The organism is Pseudomonas sp. NFX15, assembly GCF_049132105.1.
GTDB lineage: Bacteria > Pseudomonadota > Gammaproteobacteria > Pseudomonadales > Pseudomonadaceae > Aquipseudomonas.
The window spans coordinates 285,443-302,157 of record NZ_JAFMPV010000004.1; the positions used below are offsets into that span (position 1 = coordinate 285,443).

Here is a 16,715-nt window from a genome sequence, read left to right on the forward strand (position 1 = left end):
CCGTTTCGGAATCTTGTGCGAAGCGATTCAGGCCTGGACCGAATCGGCTTCCTTGTGAGCCGTGTGCAGCACTTCAATCAGGCAGTCTTCGAGTTCGAAGCGTTCATGCAGCAGGCCACCCAGTTCCTTGAACTTCTCGGCGACGCATTTGCCTTCATCGCACAGGTCATTGAACGCGAGCAGCTTCTCGGTGATGACGTCGATGCGTGGGTAAATCGTCTCGGCGAGTTCCAGGCCACGCTGGTCGTTGAAGGCCTTGGCCTCCCCGGTCAGTTGCTCGTAGATTTCGAAGTGCCCGGCAGAGACGTAATCGACCAGCACGCCGCAGAACTCCTGCAAAGGCTTGCGGTTCTCACCCAACGCCTCAGGCTTCGCGCCGAGAGCGTCGTAGGCCCCGATCAGTTCGTGTCGCTCCTGTAACCAGCGATCGATCAGCAGGTGCACTCCACCCCAGCGTTCCTGAGCATTCTGACAACTTTCGAGCATGGTGATCTCTCTTCCCTTGTGGGTCAGCTGCTCTATGCCCGCTCGCCTCTTTTCACATCGGTGGGCGGTCAGGCAGAGCGTCATCGAGCAACATAATTCCAATGACACGTGCGGGCCAGATTATGCCCGCACGTCACTGGCTTCAAGGTACGCACGCGATAAAGTTCATACAAGTGTTTAATCGCCGGCAAACGCCCGGTGCGACGACTCGCCGCTGAATGGTCGCTGATAGCTGGTCCAGACCAGTCGCGACGATTGGTAGAGCGCCAGAATCATCATCGCGACGAAGAGCAGCAGGCTCCACTCGGTGAGACTCAGATCGAACAGCGTCCAGGAAATTTCCACACAATCGGCGGCGCCGTTGAACAATTGCTGAACGAGCGACAGCCAGGGTGTGTTGGCAAACAACTCCGGCAGAGCCGTCGTGCACGTCACTGACGGGTCTGCCGGAGGGTTTTGCAACAGGACTTGCCGCCATGCCGCGGTGGCACCTGCCAGACAGCAACACAAGCCGAGTAGCCAATACAGGACGCTGGCGCCGCGCCCGGGGCCATGGACCGACGCCATCAGGCAGATCGCCGTGAAAAGCGCCAGGCAAAAACGCTGCAACAGACACAAGCCGCAAGGCCGCAGGCCGACTGCATATTCCAGGTAGAAGGAAACGCCCAGCGCCAGGGCACCCGCAATGAAAGCCATGAAAAACAAGGAGCGTGAGCAGGCCAAAGACATGGCTTTTCCGTAAAAGTAGTGACAGGTCGTTACGGTAGAGGAAAGCGCGGCGGGCTTTCAAGGCGAACGCCCACGGAGACTTCAGCAGGAGTGTAGGGAAATCCCGACGCAGGCGAGAGGATTAAAAGTAGTCCCTTGTAGGACTTTGCCTGCGACCTAAAAGGGTGAGCAAATTCCAGCTGATTTTCGCCTTGCGACGAGGGCCTTATTGCCCTCATCCCACGTCATTGCTCAACGTATTGAACGTGACTCAGGCACGGGCCGCCACCGGCAGTGGCGCCGCGAGCAAACGCTCATCCAACAGCCCCAGGCCTTCCTGGAACAGCTGGTTGCTGCGCTCGGTATCACCCATTTGCGCCAACAACCGCGCAAGCTCGGCACAGGCTTCCGGATTGCGCTGCATGCGCAGGCTGCTTTCCAGATAGTCCCGGGCCTTGCCCCACAAACTGTTTTGCAGGCACAGACGACCCAGCGTCAGCAGCAGGCTCGGGTCGGCGGGATGGTTTTTGAGCCAGCCTTCGGCGGTTTGCAGTTGACGGGCCGGATCATTGCCCCGAACCAAACCGTAGAGTCGCGCCAGATGACTGTCGTAGTTGCGCTTGAGCGCGGTGCGCAGTACCTCTTCGGCCTCGATCTGAGCACCCAGTTGGCGCAGTTGCTCGGCATACGCCAACACCAGTTGCGGTTCTTGGCGCTGCGCCGAGGTCAGTTGCTGCCAGGCACTGTCGAGGGCCTGCTGCCCTACCGTGCCATCTTCTTCGCGCTGTGCCGCCAGGGACAGGTTTGCCCCCCAGGCACGGCGCTCCAGCTCGGCGAGCTCGGCCGCGGGCAAGACTTTATCCTTGCGCAACTCCGGCAGCAGGCGAATCAACGCCGACCAGTCACCGCGCTGCTGAAGCAGACGCTGCAACTGGCGCAGGGTTTGTGCGTTATGCGGATGGCGTTCATGCATGGCTTGCAGGGTGGCGAGGGCACCGTCGGTATCGCCGCGGTCGGTCTGCAGCTGCGCGTGGCTCAAGGCAATCGCCAATTCGGCTTGCGGTTGGCGCTCCAGTGCGCGCTCCAGCAGGTTGTCGCTTTCCTCGTAATGACCTTGTTCGTTCGCCGCGCGCGCCGCACCGAGGTAGTAAAGCAGCGGCTGGCGCTCGGCTTCGGCGGCCCGGTGCAAGTGACGCTGGGCGCTGGCCCAACGCCCCTCGGCGAGGTCCAGTTGACCGTGTTCGATAGCCACCTGCACACGACGGCTACGGTTGCGCCGCGACCATGGATTGACCACGCCGCTGGAGGTCATCACCAGCTCGACCAGCGCCTTGATGCCCCAGATCAGCAGCCAGAGCACGGCCACCAACGCCAGGGTGGCCCACAGGCTCGATTCGTAGCGGAAGGTTTTGTAGGCGATCAGCACGTAACCGGAATGTTCGGCAATCGCCAGCCCCAACGCGGCGGCAGCCGCAATCACAAGGAACACGATCACATACAGGCGTTTCATGGCGTGGCCTCCGGCGCGGCAGGCTTGGCCAGTGGCTTGATCGACTCTTCGGCATTGACGTTACGCCGCTCCAGATAACCCTGCACCGCACTCAGCGTGCCGGTCAGGTCCGGCGTAACGACAGTAACGGGCTGCTTGCTCAACTCGGCGACCTGTTCAAGCATGATTTTACTTTGCGCGTTGTCCGGATTGAAGTTGCCCTTGAGGATGTCCCGCGCTTCGTCCAGCACCTGGGAGTACACCGCCGCCTGACCATTGAGCGCAGCCCACTGCGCCTGCTCCAGCGCCAGGCTCAGGGCCAGGCGCACCTGGCTCAGGCTCTGGCCGGCGAGCAATGGACGAACATTCTTGTCGGCGCTGAAATCGATACGGATGTACCGCGAAATCTGGTCCCACCATTGCGCCCAGCGACTGGCACCGTCGCCATCGGCGGTCAGGCCGAGCAGCGAGTCGCCACGGTCCTTGTACTCGGGCGCCAGCTCGGTGAGGCTGGTCACCTGTTCACGCAGTGCACCCAGGCGCAGGAACAATCCGGTGCGATCCGGTTGTTCGGTGCTGCGCAAGGCGATCAGGGTCTTGGCCACCTGCTCGCGGGCGGCGAAGGAACCCGGGTCGTTCTGTTCACGCAGAATTTCGTCGGCACCTTGCACCAGCGCCTGGGCGCTGCTGATGTCCTGCAAGGCAGACAATCGCAGACTGGCAAGGCGCAACAGGTGCTCGGCTTCAGCCAGACGCCAGTCCTTGCGGCTTGCGCCAAGCACGGTTTCCAGACGCTGGTTCAGACGCTGCTGATCGCCTTGCAGTTGAATGACCAGGCGGCTGCGCGCTTCCAGTTCATCGGCGGCAGGCAATTGCGCGAGGCGTGCGCTCAGGCGTTCCTCATTGAGCTTGAGGTTCTGCGCCTGGTCGTTCAGCGCCTGCACCTGGCTCAACTGTTGTTGGTTGGTGGCTTGCAAGTGGCGCACCTGCCACACCCCCCAACCGCCCACTGCGACACCGGCGGCGCCCAGCAGCAACGCGACGATCGCCAGCGTATTGCCTCGACGCGGCTCGCCAGCGGGTGGCGGCGGCATATCACTAACAGGTGCATCAACAGACGCATCAACAGGCGCATCAACAGGCGCATCAAGCACCGGTCGCGAGTCATCTTTAGGCAAGGCTGTTTCGCTCACGTATCCATCCTTTGCATTAGAAAACGGGTACGGGATGCTCCCGTAACGCCGTCAGCAAGGCCGCGGCACTGGCACCACGACAATCCACAACTGTTTTGGCCCCGGCGGCACGCGCAAGCTCGGCGACCCTGGGGCTTGGTACGAACAACGACAACTGCGCCAACCGCGGCCAGGCATCGCCGGCCAATTGATGCAGGTGCTCAAAACCTTGTCCACTGCTGACCACCAACCCGTTCAGGCGTTCCGCTTCGATCCGTTGCGCCAGCGCTGCCGGTGGGTAGGCGGGCAACGCCCGGCGATACAACTCCAGATACTCGACACTAGCACCAAGCTCACGCAAACGCTCAGCCAGCAACTCACGCCCACCCTCCCCGCGCAGGATCAACACGCGCGGATCAGGTCGTGCGATTGCCTCGCGCAGCCTGGAACGTTCGAGCAAGGCCTCGCTGTCATCGCCCTCTGCCGGGAAGCTCACGTCCAAGCGGTGATCCTCGAGGATCTGCGCCGTCGCCGCGCCGACAGTGAACCACTTCACACCGGGCGGCGTTGGCCAGAAGCGCTCAAGCAGTTCGACGCCAAGACGGGCGGCCGGTTTGCTGACCACGATGACGGCGCAGAATTGGTCGAGCGTCTGAATCACCTGGCACATTGTGTCAGTCGCTGCGATCGGCACGATGTCCAAAAGCGGCAGGCTGCTGCTGAAAATCCCCTGACCGGCCAAAAAGCTGCTCAGCGCTGCCGCCTCCTCGGCGGGCCGCGTCAGCAGCAAGCGCCAGCCGGTCACTCGTGACCTGCCTCGCCATAGACCGCTTTGAGAATGTCATCGGCGCCCTGGCTGAGAAGATCTTCGGCCACGCGCACACCCAACGCCTCGGCATCGCCGCGAGGGGCGCGCGCCTCGGCACTGAGCAGCAGGCCACCGCTGGGATCGCCCACCAGACCGCGCAACCAGAGCTGTTGACCTTCCAGCACGGCGTAGCAGGCAATCGGCACCTGGCAGCCGCCATTGAGGTGCTTGTTGAGGGCACGTTCGGCGATCACGCGGGTGGCGGTGTCCTGGTGATGCAGGGGCGCGAGCAGCGCATGGATTTCATTGTCGGCGCTGCGGCACTCGATGCCCACGGCACCCTGGCCACCGGCCGGAAGGCTGTCGTCGACACTGATGGCCGAGGTGATGCGATCTTCAAAGCCCAGGCGAATCAGGCCCGCCGCAGCGAGGATGATCGCGTCGTACTCGCCGGCATCGAGCTTGGCCAGGCGAGTGTTGACGTTGCCGCGCAGGAAGCGGATTTCCAGGTCTGGACGCCGGGTCAGCAATTGCGCCTGGCGACGCAGGCTGGAGGTGCCGACGATGCTGCCCTGAGGCAACTCGTCCAGGCTTTTGTAGGTATTGGAAACGAAGGCATCGCGCGGGTCTTCCCGCTCGCAGATGCAGAACAGACCGAGGCCTTCAGGGAAGTCCATCGGCACGTCCTTCATGGAGTGCACGGCGATGTCGGCTTCATTGTCCAGCAGTGCGGTTTCGAGTTCCTTGACGAACAGGCCCTTGCCGCCGATTTTCGACAGTGGCGAGTCAAGCAGCTTGTCACCGCGACTGACCATGGGGACCAGGGTCACCAGCAACCCGGGATGAGCCGCTTCAAGACGGGCTTTGACGTATTCGGCCTGCCACAGGGCGAGCGCACTTTTGCGGGTGGCGATGCGGATTTCGCGAGAGGACATGGATCAATCCGTACTGAATAGATACGGCGGATAATAACAGCTCAGCCAAATCCACTTTGACTTGTATCAGATGTTGCTCGGCCTCCCTGGCCCCGGATGTCCGGCAATCGGGTGAGAAGTTCGCCTGCGGACCGCTGTTTAAAGCTGTTGCATCATTTTCCGCACACCGGCGACATGACGCCGGCTGACGATCAACGCGTCGCCGTTGAGCCCCTTGAGAAACAGCTGGAAATGGCCCAGGGGTGTGCGTTGCAGTCGCTCGATTCGTTCGCGGGCAACCAGTGCATTGCGATGGATACGCACAAAACGGTCGCCGAATTCGTCTTCGAGGGCCTTGAGCGGTTCATCGAGCAGCACTTCACCGTTTTCGTGGCGCAAGGTCACGTATTTGTGATCGGCAATGAAGTACACCACCTGATCCAGCGGAATCAGCTCGATCCCTTTGCGGGTACGGGCGCTGATGTGGCTGCGCGGGCCGCTGCCGCTCTCGGCAGCAGGGCGGGTCAGGGCGGCGAGCTGGGCACGGTTGGGCCGCTCGGCTTGTTTTAACGCGTCATGTAGATGTTCAGTTCTCACAGGTTTCACCAGATAGCCTACGGCGCTGGCCTGTAAGGCTTCCACGGCAAATTCATCGGGCCCGGTGCAAAACACCACGGCTGGCGGGGTTTCGCGTTCGCACAACCGGGCAGCTACTTGCAGGCCATCAAGGCCGGGCATGCGGATATCAAGCAAGACGATATCCGGTTTGTGGCTGTCGATCAGTGCCAACGCCTCTTCGCCATTCGTGGCGCTGGGCTCCAGGACGTTGTATCCCTCGAGTTCGCCAACCATTCGGCTCAGGCGCTCGCGGGCCAAGGGTTCGTCATCAACGATCAGGACATTCATATTGCGCTGGATTCCTGCGTGAGTCTCGCACAAGGATAGCGTAGACAGGTGAAGTGACGTCTGTCACCGCGATCCACGCTAAGACTAGCGCGAGCGCCAAAAAGTGCCGCTGGTCCGGCGGCTAAATTTTCATTTGCCGGGCGTTTGGCGGCCCAGGCCCGCATTGGCGACGCATCGCCACAGGGTTTGCTGATACGCAATATGAACACCCCCTCTTCTTATAGTCAGCGGCGACACCGAGAAGTGCGCTGATCCTACTGTCCAACTGTAGACGGTTGCCGGGGCGATATTGCTCAATCGGCAAATATCGTTTGGCAAATATGCGTCAGCCTTGCCCGGGCGTGGGCTCTCGCACCGAAAAAAAAGGTGTCGACCAGTGTCAGCGACAGGATTGGCAACCCTGTTATTATCCGCGCCAGCGTTTCACGCCTTCTTACTTCAAGCCGATACGAGCGAATTCATGAGCACTGACAAGACCAATCAGTCCTGGGGCGGCCGCTTCAGTGAACCCGTCGACGCCTTCGTCGCCCGCTTCACCGCCTCCGTCACTTTCGACCAGCGCCTGTATCGCCACGACATCATGGGCTCGATTGCCCACGCTACCATGCTGGCCAAGGTCGGCGTGCTGAACGATGCCGAACGCGACAGCATCATCGATGGCCTGAACACCCTTCAGGGTGAAATCGAGGCCGGCCAGTTCGACTGGCGCATCGACCTCGAAGACGTGCACATGAACATCGAGGCGCGCCTGACCGACCGCATCGGCGTGACCGGTAAAAAACTGCACACCGGCCGCAGCCGTAACGACCAGGTCGCCACCGACATCCGCTTGTGGCTGCGTGACGAGATCGACCTGATCCTGGCCGAAATCACCCGCCTGCAAAAAGGCTTGCTGGAGCAGGCCGAGCGTGAAGCCGCGAGCATCATGCCCGGCTTCACTCACCTGCAAACCGCACAGCCGGTGACCTTCGGGCACCACATGCTGGCCTGGTTTGAAATGCTCAGCCGCGACTATGAGCGCCTGGTCGACTGCCGCAAGCGCACCAACCGCATGCCGCTGGGCAGCGCCGCACTGGCTGGCACCACCTACCCGATCGATCGCGAGTACACCGCACAACTGCTGGGTTTCGACGCCGTTGGCGGCAATTCACTGGATAACGTCTCCGATCGCGATTTCGCTATCGAATTCTGCTCGGCCGCCAGCATTGCGATGATGCACCTATCGCGCTTCTCCGAAGAGCTGGTGCTGTGGACCAGCGCGCAATTCCAGTTCATCGACCTGCCCGACCGCTTCTGCACCGGCAGTTCGATCATGCCGCAAAAGAAAAACCCGGACGTGCCGGAGCTGGTGCGTGGCAAGACCGGTCGCGTATTCGGCGCGCTGATGGGCCTGCTGACCCTGATGAAGGGCCAGCCCCTGGCCTACAACAAGGACAACCAGGAAGACAAGGAACCGCTGTTCGACGCTGCCGACACCCTGCGCGACTCGCTGCGCGCCTTCGCCGACATGGTGCCGGCGATCAAGCCCAAGCACGCGATAATGCGCGAAGCGGCCCTGCGCGGCTTCTCCACCGCCACCGACCTGGCCGACTACCTGGTGCGTCGCGGCCTGCCATTCCGTGATTGCCACGAAATCGTCGGTCACGCCGTGAAGTACGGTGTGGACAGCGGCAAGGACCTGGCGGAAATGAGCCTGGAAGAACTGCGCCAGTTCAGCGACCAGATCGATCAGGACGTGTTCGCCGTGCTGACCCTCGAAGGTTCAGTCAATGCCCGTAACCACATCGGCGGCACCGCGCCGGCGCAAGTGAAGGCTGCCGTGGCTCGCGGCCAGGCGCTGCTCGCCAGCCGCTAAAAGCTTCGCGAGCAGGCTCGCTCCCACATTGATCGTGTTTACACATCGAACTCTGTGGGAGCGGGCTTGCCCGCGATGACTGACTTCAAAACCCCACAGAACTACTTCTTGGCCGCGATCATCGCCATGAACGCCGGCATCGCTGCTTCCTTGTCCGCCGCAATTCGCTGCACGTTCGGGTTTTGCTCCAACAGCGCCAGCAAGGCCTTGGCCGCCGGCAGCTCGGCCAGCAGATCAATGCCAAAGAGTTTCTTCGCGACCCCACACGCCAACGGCACGCTGTACAGGAAATACAGGTCCGCCACGCTCAGGCTGTCGCCAGCCACGTAAGGACTGAATTTGCCGTGCCGGCCCAGCGCCGCTATCCCCAGCAACAGTTCGGCCTTGGTCTTCTCCTTGATTGCATCCGGCACGGTCACGCCAAAGAACGCCTCACCGTAACTGGCGCGCCCCGGCAATTCGATATACAGCTCGATTTCCCTGGCCAGTGCCAGCACCTGCGCGCGCTCGAATGGATCGCTCGGCAGCAATGGCGTGCCGCTCTGGCTTTGCTCGATGTATTCGAGGATGACGCTGGTTTCATTGATGAAACCCTGCTCTACCTGCAGGACCGGGACTTTTCCGCGAGGGCTGATCGCCAGTGCCTCGGGGCTGCTGCCGGCGTAAAACGGTACCTCTTCAAAGGGCAGCCCTTTTTCCAGCAGCGCCAGTTTGACCATGTTGTAGTAGTTGCTGACGCAGAATCCATAAAGCTTGATCATCACAAAGCCTCCAGGCCGTGCGGGGTGGGCAGTGCCTGTTTATAGAACGCTGGCGGAATTCTTGCCAGCAGCATCACGCACCTTAATGCGGGTAAACTGGCCACCTTTCCCTGAGGAGCCTGCCATGAGCGAGCCGACCGATATCGACAACGACGAAGAAGAGTTCGCCGAAACCACCCTGATCCAGGCCATCGAAAACCAGATCGAAAGCGACAACCCGCCAGCGGCCAAGGCAACGTTCAACAAGCTGACGCTGGTGGGCTACGAGCGCGAAGACATCCTTAACCTGATGGCTCACGTGTTGGCGGTCGAAATCGACGCAATCCTCGAAGAAGACCGCGCGTTCAACACCGAATGGTACGAAGCTGCGCTGCGTGCATTGCCCGAGCTGCCGCCGGAAAAGCAGTAAGCCCTCCCGCCCCTGTTAGGAGCGAGCCTGCTCGCGAAGGTCATCAACGATGACGCGTAAAACCAGATGCCCCGTGGCGCGCTCGGGTTTTTCGCGAGCAGGCTCGCTCCTACAGAGGCAAAAAACCCTGTCGCGAGCACTGGACATGCCGCACAAGCGGGTTCACCTTAGTGGCGCTGTCGTCCAATTCCTAGAAAGTCTGGAGTCCTTATGTCGCTTACCCCTGAGTTGGTTGCCGAACTGGAAGTCCTCGCACTCTTCAACCTGGACAGTTCCCAGGAAGGTCTGAAAATTCATCAGACCGCTGCCCCGAAACACATTGCCGCCGCCAAACGTCTCTTTGAAAAAGAACTGACCGACCAGCCTGATGGCGGTTATTTGACCAGCCTGGGCCGTGACGCCGCGCAAAACGTGCAAACCGTGCTGACCATTCTGAACGCCGAAGAAACCGCCTGAATTCATGCCGTCGCCCACGGAAACCCCAGGCACGGGATTTCCGCGGGCAGATCCGGTTGCCGGCCATGTCGCGCCGCGATAGAAATCTGACGCCAGAAATACAAAATCAGCTTAAAAGTCCCCGGCGCGAGGCGCTAAACTGGCGCACAACCCGAGACCCCACGTCCGAGCCCTGCGAGCCGGTTTGAGCTGACATGACGCGCACCCATGAAATCCGCCCCGATCTGGACGAGGGAATCGACCGCAAGGTTCTCAGCCAGCTGCGCGCACGCTTCCTGAAACTCAACGAAGGCCGCATGGCCCGCGCCATGGAAGGGTTGTCGACCCGCCAGCAAGGGGTCCTGACCCTGCTGCCGCTGTTTTTCCATGTCAATCATCCGCTGTTGCCCGGCTACGTGTCCGGCAGCACGCCGGCGGGGCTGTCGAATTTCGAGCCCGATGCCAATGTCCTCGCCGAAGCCCAGCGCCTGACCCGCTCGTTTTCCTACAAGCCACGCCACGGCAGCAACCCGCCCCGACCGATTCACGGCCTGTTCCTGATGGGCAGCCTCGGCACCCTGGCGCAGGCCGACCAGAGCGACATGGATGTGTGGGTCTGCCACGGGCCGGACCTGACCGAGAACGAGCTCGCCGAGCTGCGCAAAAAATGCCAGCTGTTGGAAACCTGGGCGGCGAGCCAAGGCGCCGAGGCGCATTTTTTCCTGATCGACCCGACGCGCTTCATCCGTGGTGAGCGCGATACCCAGCTCAGCTCCGAGGATTGCGGCACGACCCAGCACTACCTGTTGCTCGACGAATTCTATCGCACCGCGATCTGGCTGGCCGGGCGTACGCCGATCTGGTGGCTGGTGCCGGTCTACGAGGAGTCGAGCTACGACCGCTACACCCATACCCTGCTTTCCAAACGCTTCATACGCGCCGATGAAACCCTCGACCTCGGCCACCTGGCCTTCATCCCGCCCGGCGAGTTCATCGGTGCCGGGCTCTGGCAATTGTTCAAGGGCATCGAGTCACCGTACAAGTCGGTACTCAAGTTGTTGCTGACCGAGGTCTACGCCAGCGAACACCCCAGGGTTCATTGCCTGAGCCTGCGCTACAAGCAAGCGGTGTTCGCCAACCGGCTCGACCTCGACGAGCTCGACCCGTACGTGGTGGTATACCGACGCATCGAGGAGTACCTGATCGCCCGCAACGAACCGGAACGCCTGGAGCTGGTGCGCCGCGCGCTATACCTTAAGGTCAACCGCAAGCTCACCGGCAACAGTCGCAGCCAGAGCTGGCAACGCGCACTGCTTGAGCGCCTCGCCCACGAATGGCACTGGGACCCGCGCCAACTGGCCCTGCTCGACAGCCGCAGCCAGTGGAAAGTCCGCCAGGTCAGCTCTGAACGACGGGCGCTGGTCAACGAGCTGAACCACAGCTACCGCTTCCTGACCCAGTTTGCCCGTCAGGAGCAAACGGTCAGCCGCATCAACCAGCGCGACCTGAGCGTGCTGGGCCGTCGCCTGTACGCGGCGTTCGAGCGCAAGGCCGGCAAAGTCGAATTCATCAACCCCGGCATCGCCCCGGATCTGGCCGAAGACACCCTGACCCTGGTCCACGCGCCGAACAAAAAAGAACCGGGCCAAGGCCAGTGGGGTTTGTACAACGGCAGCCTGACGGCGCTGGAGTGGGAGCATTTCGCGCCGATCAAGCGCAGCCGTCACTTGCTGGAACTGCTGACCTGGTGCCACCGCAACGGCGTGATCGACAGCAGCACTCGCCTGGCCTTGCACCCCGGCACCAGCGACTTGCGCGAGTTCGAACTGTTCAACCTGCTCGGCAGCCTGCAACAGACCATCGCCCTGCCCTCGCCGACCGTCGCCGAAGAGCCACTGCTGCGCGCCAGCGTGCCGAGCGAAGTGCTGATCCTGGTGAACGTCGGCATCGATCCGCTCAAGCATCATCGCGACCTGAACATCCTGATGACCACCGAGCGCACCGATTCGCTGAGTTACGCCGGCGTCCGGGAAAACCTGGTGCTGACCCTGGACCAGGTCACGCTCAACAGCTGGAACGAAGTGCTGGTCAGCCGCTTCGATGGCCCCCATGCCCTGCTCGATTGCGTGCGCGACTACCTCAACAACCTGCCGGCCGGACCGCAACAGCCGAAGCTGCGGGTTCGGTGTTTCTGTCATAACCGTGCGCAGTTCATTGCCCAACGGGTGGATGACATCCTCGAAACGGCGCAGAACCTGTTGCTGAGCAGGCTCAATCATCGCTACCTGATCCAGGTCCAGCAGCATTACCACGTGCTGGAGTTGGTGCCGGGCCAGGTCCAGCACATCGCACTGGCCAGCCTGCCAGCGCTGATCGATTACCTGGGCGAGGACATGGCCGGCTATAGCCCGCTGCACCTGGACCACAAGGCACTGGAGGACCACGACCTCGCGCTGTTCCTGCCGACGGGGCAGCCGGACTGCATCCAGGTGTTCTACCGGGTCAACGAGGATCAGGCCGATCTGTATGTGCTGGATGAATTCAATGCCCTGTGGCAGCAACGCCTGCCCTGGCACGACGAGCAAAGCCTGCTGGTGCCGCTGCAACGTTTCCTGCAATCGATCCAATACCGGCGCGATGCGTTGTTGCCGATGGACGCCGCCCAGCCGCTGAACCTCGACACGCTGTATAGCCAGTTGTTGCCGTCAGGCCCAGGCCGGGCGCGCCGGATCGAAGCCCGGCCAGTGCCGCAGACGCCGGTAAACAAACCGTTCTACGACGTGCAGGCAATCGTTGGCAAAGCTGCACCGGGTCAGGTGCAGGTGACGCTGTACTGCAATCAACGGGAGTTTTCCGAGCTGGAGCATGGCGACCAGCTGTTCAGCGTGGTCGCCCGGGAAATCGTCGGACAGCGTCGGGAACCCGAGCGCTACCGCTGCTACATCACTGACCTGGACCTGTCGGGCCTGCTCGGTGAAGGGCAGAGTTCGACCCATTTGTATCTGCGCTACAAGGCTGACCTGGAGCACGCATTGAACGAGGCGCTCGATCAGGCCTGAGGCAACTCACTCGGGGAACGCGCCGCCATTGGCCGGCTGCGATTCGACTTCCAGCAACGTCAGTTTCAGGGTCTTGCCGCCCGGCGCCGGCCAGTCGATGTGTTGGCCCACCTTCAGGCCAAGCAGTGCGCTGCCCACCGGGGCCAGGATCGAGACCTTGCCTTCGTCGGCGTTCGCGTCCTTGGGGTATACCAAGGTCAGGTGGTAGTCCTTGCCGCTGCCTTCTTCGCGGCAATGCACACGGGAATTCATGGTCACGACATCCGCCGGCACTTCATCGTGGCCGACCAGGGTGTCGGCGCGATCCAGTTCGGTTTGCAGCGCAATAACGCCCGGCAGCGTGTCGTCCAGGCTGTCGATCAGACGCTCCAGACGTTGAACGTCCAGACGGGTAAGGGTGATGGAAGGTGCGGTCATGATCTGGGCAGACTCCTTTCTTCTGCACGAAAAAAGCAAAACCCCGCCAGGAAAAGGCGGGGTTTTCATCAGCCTCGATGGGTTGAGGCGTTTCCGGACACTATCACAGCTCAATAAATAAACAAGCTGGTGGCCATTGTGGCGAGGGGGCTTGCCCCCGTTCGGCTGCGTAGCAGTCATAAAGATTTTGCGGCCGCTGCGCGGCCCAGCGCAGGCAAGCCCCCTCGCCACAAAAGCCCTTTATGCCAAAGATTTGCGGTGGGTAGCTTGCGCACAGATAACCCGCCGACGCTCATCATCGGCCGAGCGCCATTCGCGGATGTCTTCGACGTGGCGCAAGCAGCCCAGGCAGACTTTCTGCTCATCCAGCCGGCAAACACCGCTGCAAGGCGACGGCACCGCCGGGCTGACGTTGCTGTAGAGTGGCTTGGGCGGGCGGACCGTAGCGGGTTGAGTCACCGGCTTACAGGCCTTCGAATTCGAATTCAACACCGGCCTGCTGCCAGACGATGCGCTCGAGCATTTCACCCAGCTGCTCTTCGCTCTTGTCGCACATCCAGCGCTCGCTTTCTTCGTCGTAATCGAAGTGGAAACCGCCGGACACCGCCGCCAGCCACAACTGACGCAGCGGCTCCTGACGGCTGAAGATCAACTGGCTGCCGTTCTCGAACTTGACAGTCAGCACACCGGCCGAGCTTTCGAGGTCGATATCCAGGTCGCTTTCGTCAAAGATGTCTTCCAGGGTTTGCTGGGTGGCATCGACCAGGTCGTGGAAACGCGCTTCGGACAAACTCATTACGGCAACCTCAAAAAGTGTCTGATCAGGCTCAAGCGCCGCAAGATACGACCGAGCCCCGCCGATTGCAAAGGATAACGACCGAGAACCCACACGTGTGGGATTGCATGCGACCCACCGGCGCAGGCCAAGCCCCGCCGGACGGGCGGTCCGTTGCATAGGCAAGCTGCCGGGTGGCCGGTATACTCCGGCGCAATTAATGCATTTTCAAGGATTTCGCCATGAAGCGCCTGATCTCTTCCCTTGCTGCGCTCCTCGCGGTTGCCTGCCTTGTGTCGGCCTGCGGTCAAAAAGGCCCGCTGTACCTGCCTGACGAGAACCAGGACCCTGCCGAACAGGCCAAGTCCTCGCAACAGCAGCCTGCCTCCAAAGCACACAAGCACGACGTCTACCAATAATAAGGGAACCTCATGGACGCTTTTAACTACCGTGACGGTGAACTGTTCGCGGAAGGTGTTGCCCTGTCTGCCATCGCCGAGCGCTTTGGTACACCGACCTACGTTTACTCTCGCGCGCACATCGAAGCCCAATACCTGGCTTACGCCGATGCGCTGGCCGGCACGCCGCACCTGGTGTGCTTCGCGGTCAAGGCCAACTCCAACCTGGGTGTACTGAATGTCCTGGCGCGATTGGGCGCCGGTTTCGACATCGTCTCCCGTGGCGAGCTGGAACGCGTACTGGCCGCTGGCGGCAGCGCCGACAAGATCGTGTTCTCCGGCGTCGGCAAGACCCGTGACGACATGCGTCGCGCCCTGGAAGTCGGCGTGCACTGCTTCAACGTCGAATCCACCGACGAGCTGGAGCGCCTGCAAGTAGTGGCCGCCGAGCTTGGCGTTCGCGCGCCGATTTCGCTGCGTGTCAACCCGGACGTCGATGCCGGCACCCACCCATACATTTCCACCGGTCTCAAAGAGAACAAGTTCGGCATCGCCATCGCCGACGCCGAAGACGTGTACGTACGTGCCGCGCAGCTGCCGAACCTGGAAGTGGTCGGCGTCGACTGCCACATCGGTTCGCAACTGACCACGCTGCCACCGTTCATCGATGCCCTCGACCGCCTGCTGGGCCTGGTCGACCGACTCGGCGATTGCGGCATCTACCTGCGCCACATCGATCTCGGTGGCGGCCTGGGCGTGCGCTACAAGGACGAAGAGCCGCCACTGGCCGCCGACTACATCAAGGCTGTGCGCGAACGTCTCGACGGTCGCGACCTGGCGCTGGTGTTCGAGCCGGGCCGCTTCATCGTCGCCAATGCCGGCGTGTTGCTGACCCAGGTCGAGTATCTCAAGCATACCGAGCACAAGGATTTCGCCATCGTCGATGCGGCCATGAACGACCTGATCCGCCCGGCGCTGTACCAGGCCTGGATGGACGTCACGGCTGTACGCCCGCGTGAATCTGCCGCCCGCGCCTACGACATCGTCGGCCCGATCTGCGAGACCGGCGACTTCCTGGCCAAGGACCGTCAGCTGGCCCTGGAAGAAGGCGACCTGCTGGCCGTGCATTCGGCCGGTGCCTACGGGTTTGTCATGAGTTCCAACTACAACACCCGCGGCCGTACCGCCGAAGTGTTGGTGGACGGTGATCAGGCATTCGAAGTGCGTCGCCGTGAAACGGTAGCCGAGTTGTTTGCTGGCGAAAGCCTGCTGCCGGAGTAAGCCATGCTGCTGCGTTTTACCAAAATGCACGGCCTGGGCAATGACTTCATGGTCCTCGACCTGGTCAGCCAGCACGCGCACATCCTGCCCAAGCATGCCAAGCAATGGGGCGACCGGCACACCGGCATCGGTTTCGACCAACTGCTGATCGTCGAGGCGCCGAGCAACCCGGACGTGGATTTCCGTTATCGGATCTTCAACTCCGACGGCTCCGAGGTGGAACAGTGCGGCAACGGTGCGCGCTGCTTCGCCCGTTTCGTGCTCGACAAGCGCCTGACCGCCAAGCGGCTGATTCGCGTCGAGACCAAAAGCGGCGTCATCGAGCTCGACATACGCAATGACGGCCAGATCAGCGTCAACATGGGCGCCCCGCGCCTGGTGCCGGCGGATATTCCGTTCCAGGCCCCGGAGCAAGCCAAGAGCTATTCGGTCGACGTCGACGGCACCGCGGTCGATCTGGCCGCCGTGTCCATGGGCAATCCCCATGCGGTGGTGCGCGTGAGTGACATCAACAACGCGCCGGTGCATGAACTGGGGCCGAAAATCGAACATCACCCGCGCTTTTCGGCACGGGTCAACGTCGGTTTTCTCCAGGTTATAGACCGCAACCGCGCGCAGTTGCGCGTCTGGGAGCGTGGCGCCGGGGAAACCCAGGCCTGCGGAACCGGCGCCTGCGCCGCCGCAGTGGCCGCGATCAGCCAGGGGTGGATGGATTCGCCGCTATTGATCGACCTGCCGGGCGGGCGCTTGTCCATCGAATGGGCAGGCCCTGGCCAACCGGTGATGATGACCGGCCCGGCAGTGCGAGTCTATGAAGGACAAGTGCGTCTTTGAGAGAGCGA

At 61.8% G+C, this 16,715-nt stretch carries 18 protein-coding genes; 7 read left to right on the plus strand and 11 right to left on the minus strand.

What is annotated here, in order from left to right; genetic code table 11:
• Window positions 1-27 precede the first annotated feature (27 nt).
• The 7 genes from rsd to J1D76_RS06700 form a co-directional block, all read right to left on the minus strand.
• Entirely contained in the window at window positions 28-486 is a 459-nt protein-coding gene (rsd, locus tag J1D76_RS06670) for a sigma D regulator (protein WP_421137592.1), read from the minus strand.
• A gap of 177 nt (window positions 487-663) precedes the next feature.
• Complete coding sequence (locus J1D76_RS06675) at window positions 664-1,215, minus strand: disulfide bond formation protein B (protein ID WP_421137593.1); 552 nt, start codon at window positions 1,213-1,215, stop codon at window positions 664-666.
• Window positions 1,216-1,465: 250 nt separating this feature from the next.
• Complete coding sequence (locus J1D76_RS06680) at window positions 1,466-2,704, minus strand: heme biosynthesis protein HemY (protein ID WP_421137594.1); 1,239 nt, start codon at window positions 2,702-2,704, stop codon at window positions 1,466-1,468.
• Window positions 2,701-3,876, minus strand: coding sequence for a uroporphyrinogen-III C-methyltransferase (locus J1D76_RS06685; protein WP_421137595.1), 1,176 nt, complete (start codon window positions 3,874-3,876; stop codon window positions 2,701-2,703). The genes J1D76_RS06680 and J1D76_RS06685 overlap by 4 nt, the downstream gene beginning before the upstream one ends.
• A gap of 16 nt (window positions 3,877-3,892) precedes the next feature.
• Window positions 3,893-4,660 carry a uroporphyrinogen-III synthase gene (locus J1D76_RS06690; protein ID WP_421137596.1) on the minus strand — a complete coding sequence of 256 codons (768 nt, stop codon included), beginning with the start codon at window positions 4,658-4,660 and terminating at the stop codon, window positions 3,893-3,895.
• A complete protein-coding gene (hemC, locus tag J1D76_RS06695; RefSeq protein WP_421137597.1) occupies window positions 4,657-5,598 on the minus strand; it encodes a hydroxymethylbilane synthase in 942 nt (313 codons plus the stop codon). The genes J1D76_RS06690 and hemC overlap by 4 nt, the downstream gene beginning before the upstream one ends.
• A 138-nt stretch (window positions 5,599-5,736) precedes the next feature.
• A complete protein-coding gene (locus tag J1D76_RS06700) occupies window positions 5,737-6,483 on the minus strand; it encodes a LytR/AlgR family response regulator transcription factor (protein WP_421137598.1) in 747 nt (248 codons plus the stop codon).
• 460 nt (window positions 6,484-6,943) lie between these two features.
• On the opposite strand from J1D76_RS06700, the gene argH reads away from it, so the two are divergent.
• Window positions 6,944-8,338 carry an argininosuccinate lyase gene (gene argH, locus J1D76_RS06705; protein WP_421137599.1) on the plus strand — a complete coding sequence of 465 codons (1,395 nt, stop codon included), beginning with the start codon at window positions 6,944-6,946 and terminating at the stop codon, window positions 8,336-8,338.
• A gap of 101 nt (window positions 8,339-8,439) precedes the next feature.
• Here the strand turns inward: argH and J1D76_RS06710 are convergent, their stop codons facing one another.
• Window positions 8,440-9,099: a glutathione S-transferase family protein gene (locus J1D76_RS06710; RefSeq protein WP_421137600.1), complete on the minus strand. Its 660-nt coding sequence runs from the start codon at window positions 9,097-9,099 to the stop codon at window positions 8,440-8,442.
• A 124-nt stretch (window positions 9,100-9,223) separates the two neighbouring features.
• Between J1D76_RS06710 and J1D76_RS06715 the strand changes: the two genes are divergently transcribed.
• From J1D76_RS06715 to J1D76_RS06725, 3 genes are all read left to right on the plus strand, one after another.
• Window positions 9,224-9,508, plus strand: coding sequence for a hypothetical protein (locus tag J1D76_RS06715; RefSeq protein ID WP_421137601.1), 285 nt, complete (start codon window positions 9,224-9,226; stop codon window positions 9,506-9,508).
• Between the two features lie 210 nt (window positions 9,509-9,718).
• Window positions 9,719-9,964 carry a TIGR02647 family protein gene (locus tag J1D76_RS06720; protein ID WP_053163770.1) on the plus strand — a complete coding sequence of 82 codons (246 nt, stop codon included), beginning with the start codon at window positions 9,719-9,721 and terminating at the stop codon, window positions 9,962-9,964.
• Between the two features lie 194 nt (window positions 9,965-10,158).
• Window positions 10,159-13,002 carry a class I adenylate cyclase gene (locus tag J1D76_RS06725; protein ID WP_421137602.1) on the plus strand — a complete coding sequence of 948 codons (2,844 nt, stop codon included), beginning with the start codon at window positions 10,159-10,161 and terminating at the stop codon, window positions 13,000-13,002.
• Window positions 13,003-13,008: 6 nt separating this feature from the next.
• Here J1D76_RS06725 and rnk read toward each other — a convergent pair whose 3' ends face one another.
• From rnk to cyaY, 3 genes are all read right to left on the minus strand, one after another.
• Window positions 13,009-13,419 carry a nucleoside diphosphate kinase regulator gene (gene rnk, locus J1D76_RS06730; protein ID WP_008050852.1) on the minus strand — a complete coding sequence of 137 codons (411 nt, stop codon included), beginning with the start codon at window positions 13,417-13,419 and terminating at the stop codon, window positions 13,009-13,011.
• Between the two features lie 240 nt (window positions 13,420-13,659).
• Window positions 13,660-13,878: a DUF1289 domain-containing protein gene (locus J1D76_RS06735; protein ID WP_421137603.1), complete on the minus strand. Its 219-nt coding sequence runs from the start codon at window positions 13,876-13,878 to the stop codon at window positions 13,660-13,662.
• Between the two features lie 4 nt (window positions 13,879-13,882).
• Window positions 13,883-14,215, minus strand: coding sequence for an iron donor protein CyaY (cyaY, locus tag J1D76_RS06740; RefSeq protein ID WP_421137604.1), 333 nt, complete (start codon window positions 14,213-14,215; stop codon window positions 13,883-13,885).
• Between the two features lie 221 nt (window positions 14,216-14,436).
• Here cyaY and lptM point away from each other — a divergent pair, with 221 nt between their 5' ends.
• Genes lptM through dapF form a run of 3 tightly spaced genes read left to right on the plus strand, consistent with a single transcriptional unit; the run spans window position 14,437 to window position 16,707 of the window.
• The gene (lptM, locus tag J1D76_RS06745) at window positions 14,437-14,613 is read left to right on the plus strand and encodes an LPS translocon maturation chaperone LptM (protein ID WP_133835434.1); all 177 of its coding nucleotides are present in this window, start codon (window positions 14,437-14,439) and stop codon (window positions 14,611-14,613) included.
• Window positions 14,614-14,625: 12 nt separating this feature from the next.
• On the plus strand, window positions 14,626-15,873 hold the full coding sequence (lysA, locus tag J1D76_RS06750) for a diaminopimelate decarboxylase (RefSeq protein WP_421137605.1): 1,248 nt from the start codon (window positions 14,626-14,628) through the stop codon (window positions 15,871-15,873).
• A 3-nt stretch (window positions 15,874-15,876) separates the two neighbouring features.
• Window positions 15,877-16,707 carry a diaminopimelate epimerase gene (dapF, locus tag J1D76_RS06755; RefSeq protein ID WP_421137606.1) on the plus strand — a complete coding sequence of 277 codons (831 nt, stop codon included), beginning with the start codon at window positions 15,877-15,879 and terminating at the stop codon, window positions 16,705-16,707.
• The last annotated feature ends 8 nt before the right edge of the window (window positions 16,708-16,715 follow it).

Bases quoted from the DNA above. Each gene is read 5' to 3' on its own strand.
- lysA (WP_421137605.1), top strand. From the start codon at position 14,626: ATGGACGCTTTTAACTACCGTGACGGTGAACTGTTCGCGGAAGGTGTT.
- cyaY (WP_421137604.1), bottom strand. From the start codon at position 14,215: ATGAGTTTGTCCGAAGCGCGTTTCCACGACCTGGTCGATGCCACCCAG.
- J1D76_RS06720 (WP_053163770.1), top strand. From the start codon at position 9,719: ATGTCGCTTACCCCTGAGTTGGTTGCCGAACTGGAAGTCCTCGCACTC.
- J1D76_RS06725 (WP_421137602.1), top strand. From the start codon at position 10,159: ATGACGCGCACCCATGAAATCCGCCCCGATCTGGACGAGGGAATCGAC.
- lptM (WP_133835434.1), top strand. From the start codon at position 14,437: ATGAAGCGCCTGATCTCTTCCCTTGCTGCGCTCCTCGCGGTTGCCTGC.
- J1D76_RS06675 (WP_421137593.1), bottom strand. From the start codon at position 1,215: ATGTCTTTGGCCTGCTCACGCTCCTTGTTTTTCATGGCTTTCATTGCG.
- dapF (WP_421137606.1), top strand. From the start codon at position 15,877: ATGCTGCTGCGTTTTACCAAAATGCACGGCCTGGGCAATGACTTCATG.
- argH (WP_421137599.1), top strand. From the start codon at position 6,944: ATGAGCACTGACAAGACCAATCAGTCCTGGGGCGGCCGCTTCAGTGAA.
- rnk (WP_008050852.1), bottom strand. From the start codon at position 13,419: ATGACCGCACCTTCCATCACCCTTACCCGTCTGGACGTTCAACGTCTG.
- J1D76_RS06680 (WP_421137594.1), bottom strand. From the start codon at position 2,704: ATGAAACGCCTGTATGTGATCGTGTTCCTTGTGATTGCGGCTGCCGCC.
- J1D76_RS06710 (WP_421137600.1), bottom strand. From the start codon at position 9,099: ATGATCAAGCTTTATGGATTCTGCGTCAGCAACTACTACAACATGGTC.
- hemC (WP_421137597.1), bottom strand. From the start codon at position 5,598: ATGTCCTCTCGCGAAATCCGCATCGCCACCCGCAAAAGTGCGCTCGCC.
- J1D76_RS06700 (WP_421137598.1), bottom strand. From the start codon at position 6,483: ATGAATGTCCTGATCGTTGATGACGAACCCTTGGCCCGCGAGCGCCTG.
- J1D76_RS06715 (WP_421137601.1), top strand. From the start codon at position 9,224: ATGAGCGAGCCGACCGATATCGACAACGACGAAGAAGAGTTCGCCGAA.
- rsd (WP_421137592.1), bottom strand. From the start codon at position 486: ATGCTCGAAAGTTGTCAGAATGCTCAGGAACGCTGGGGTGGAGTGCAC.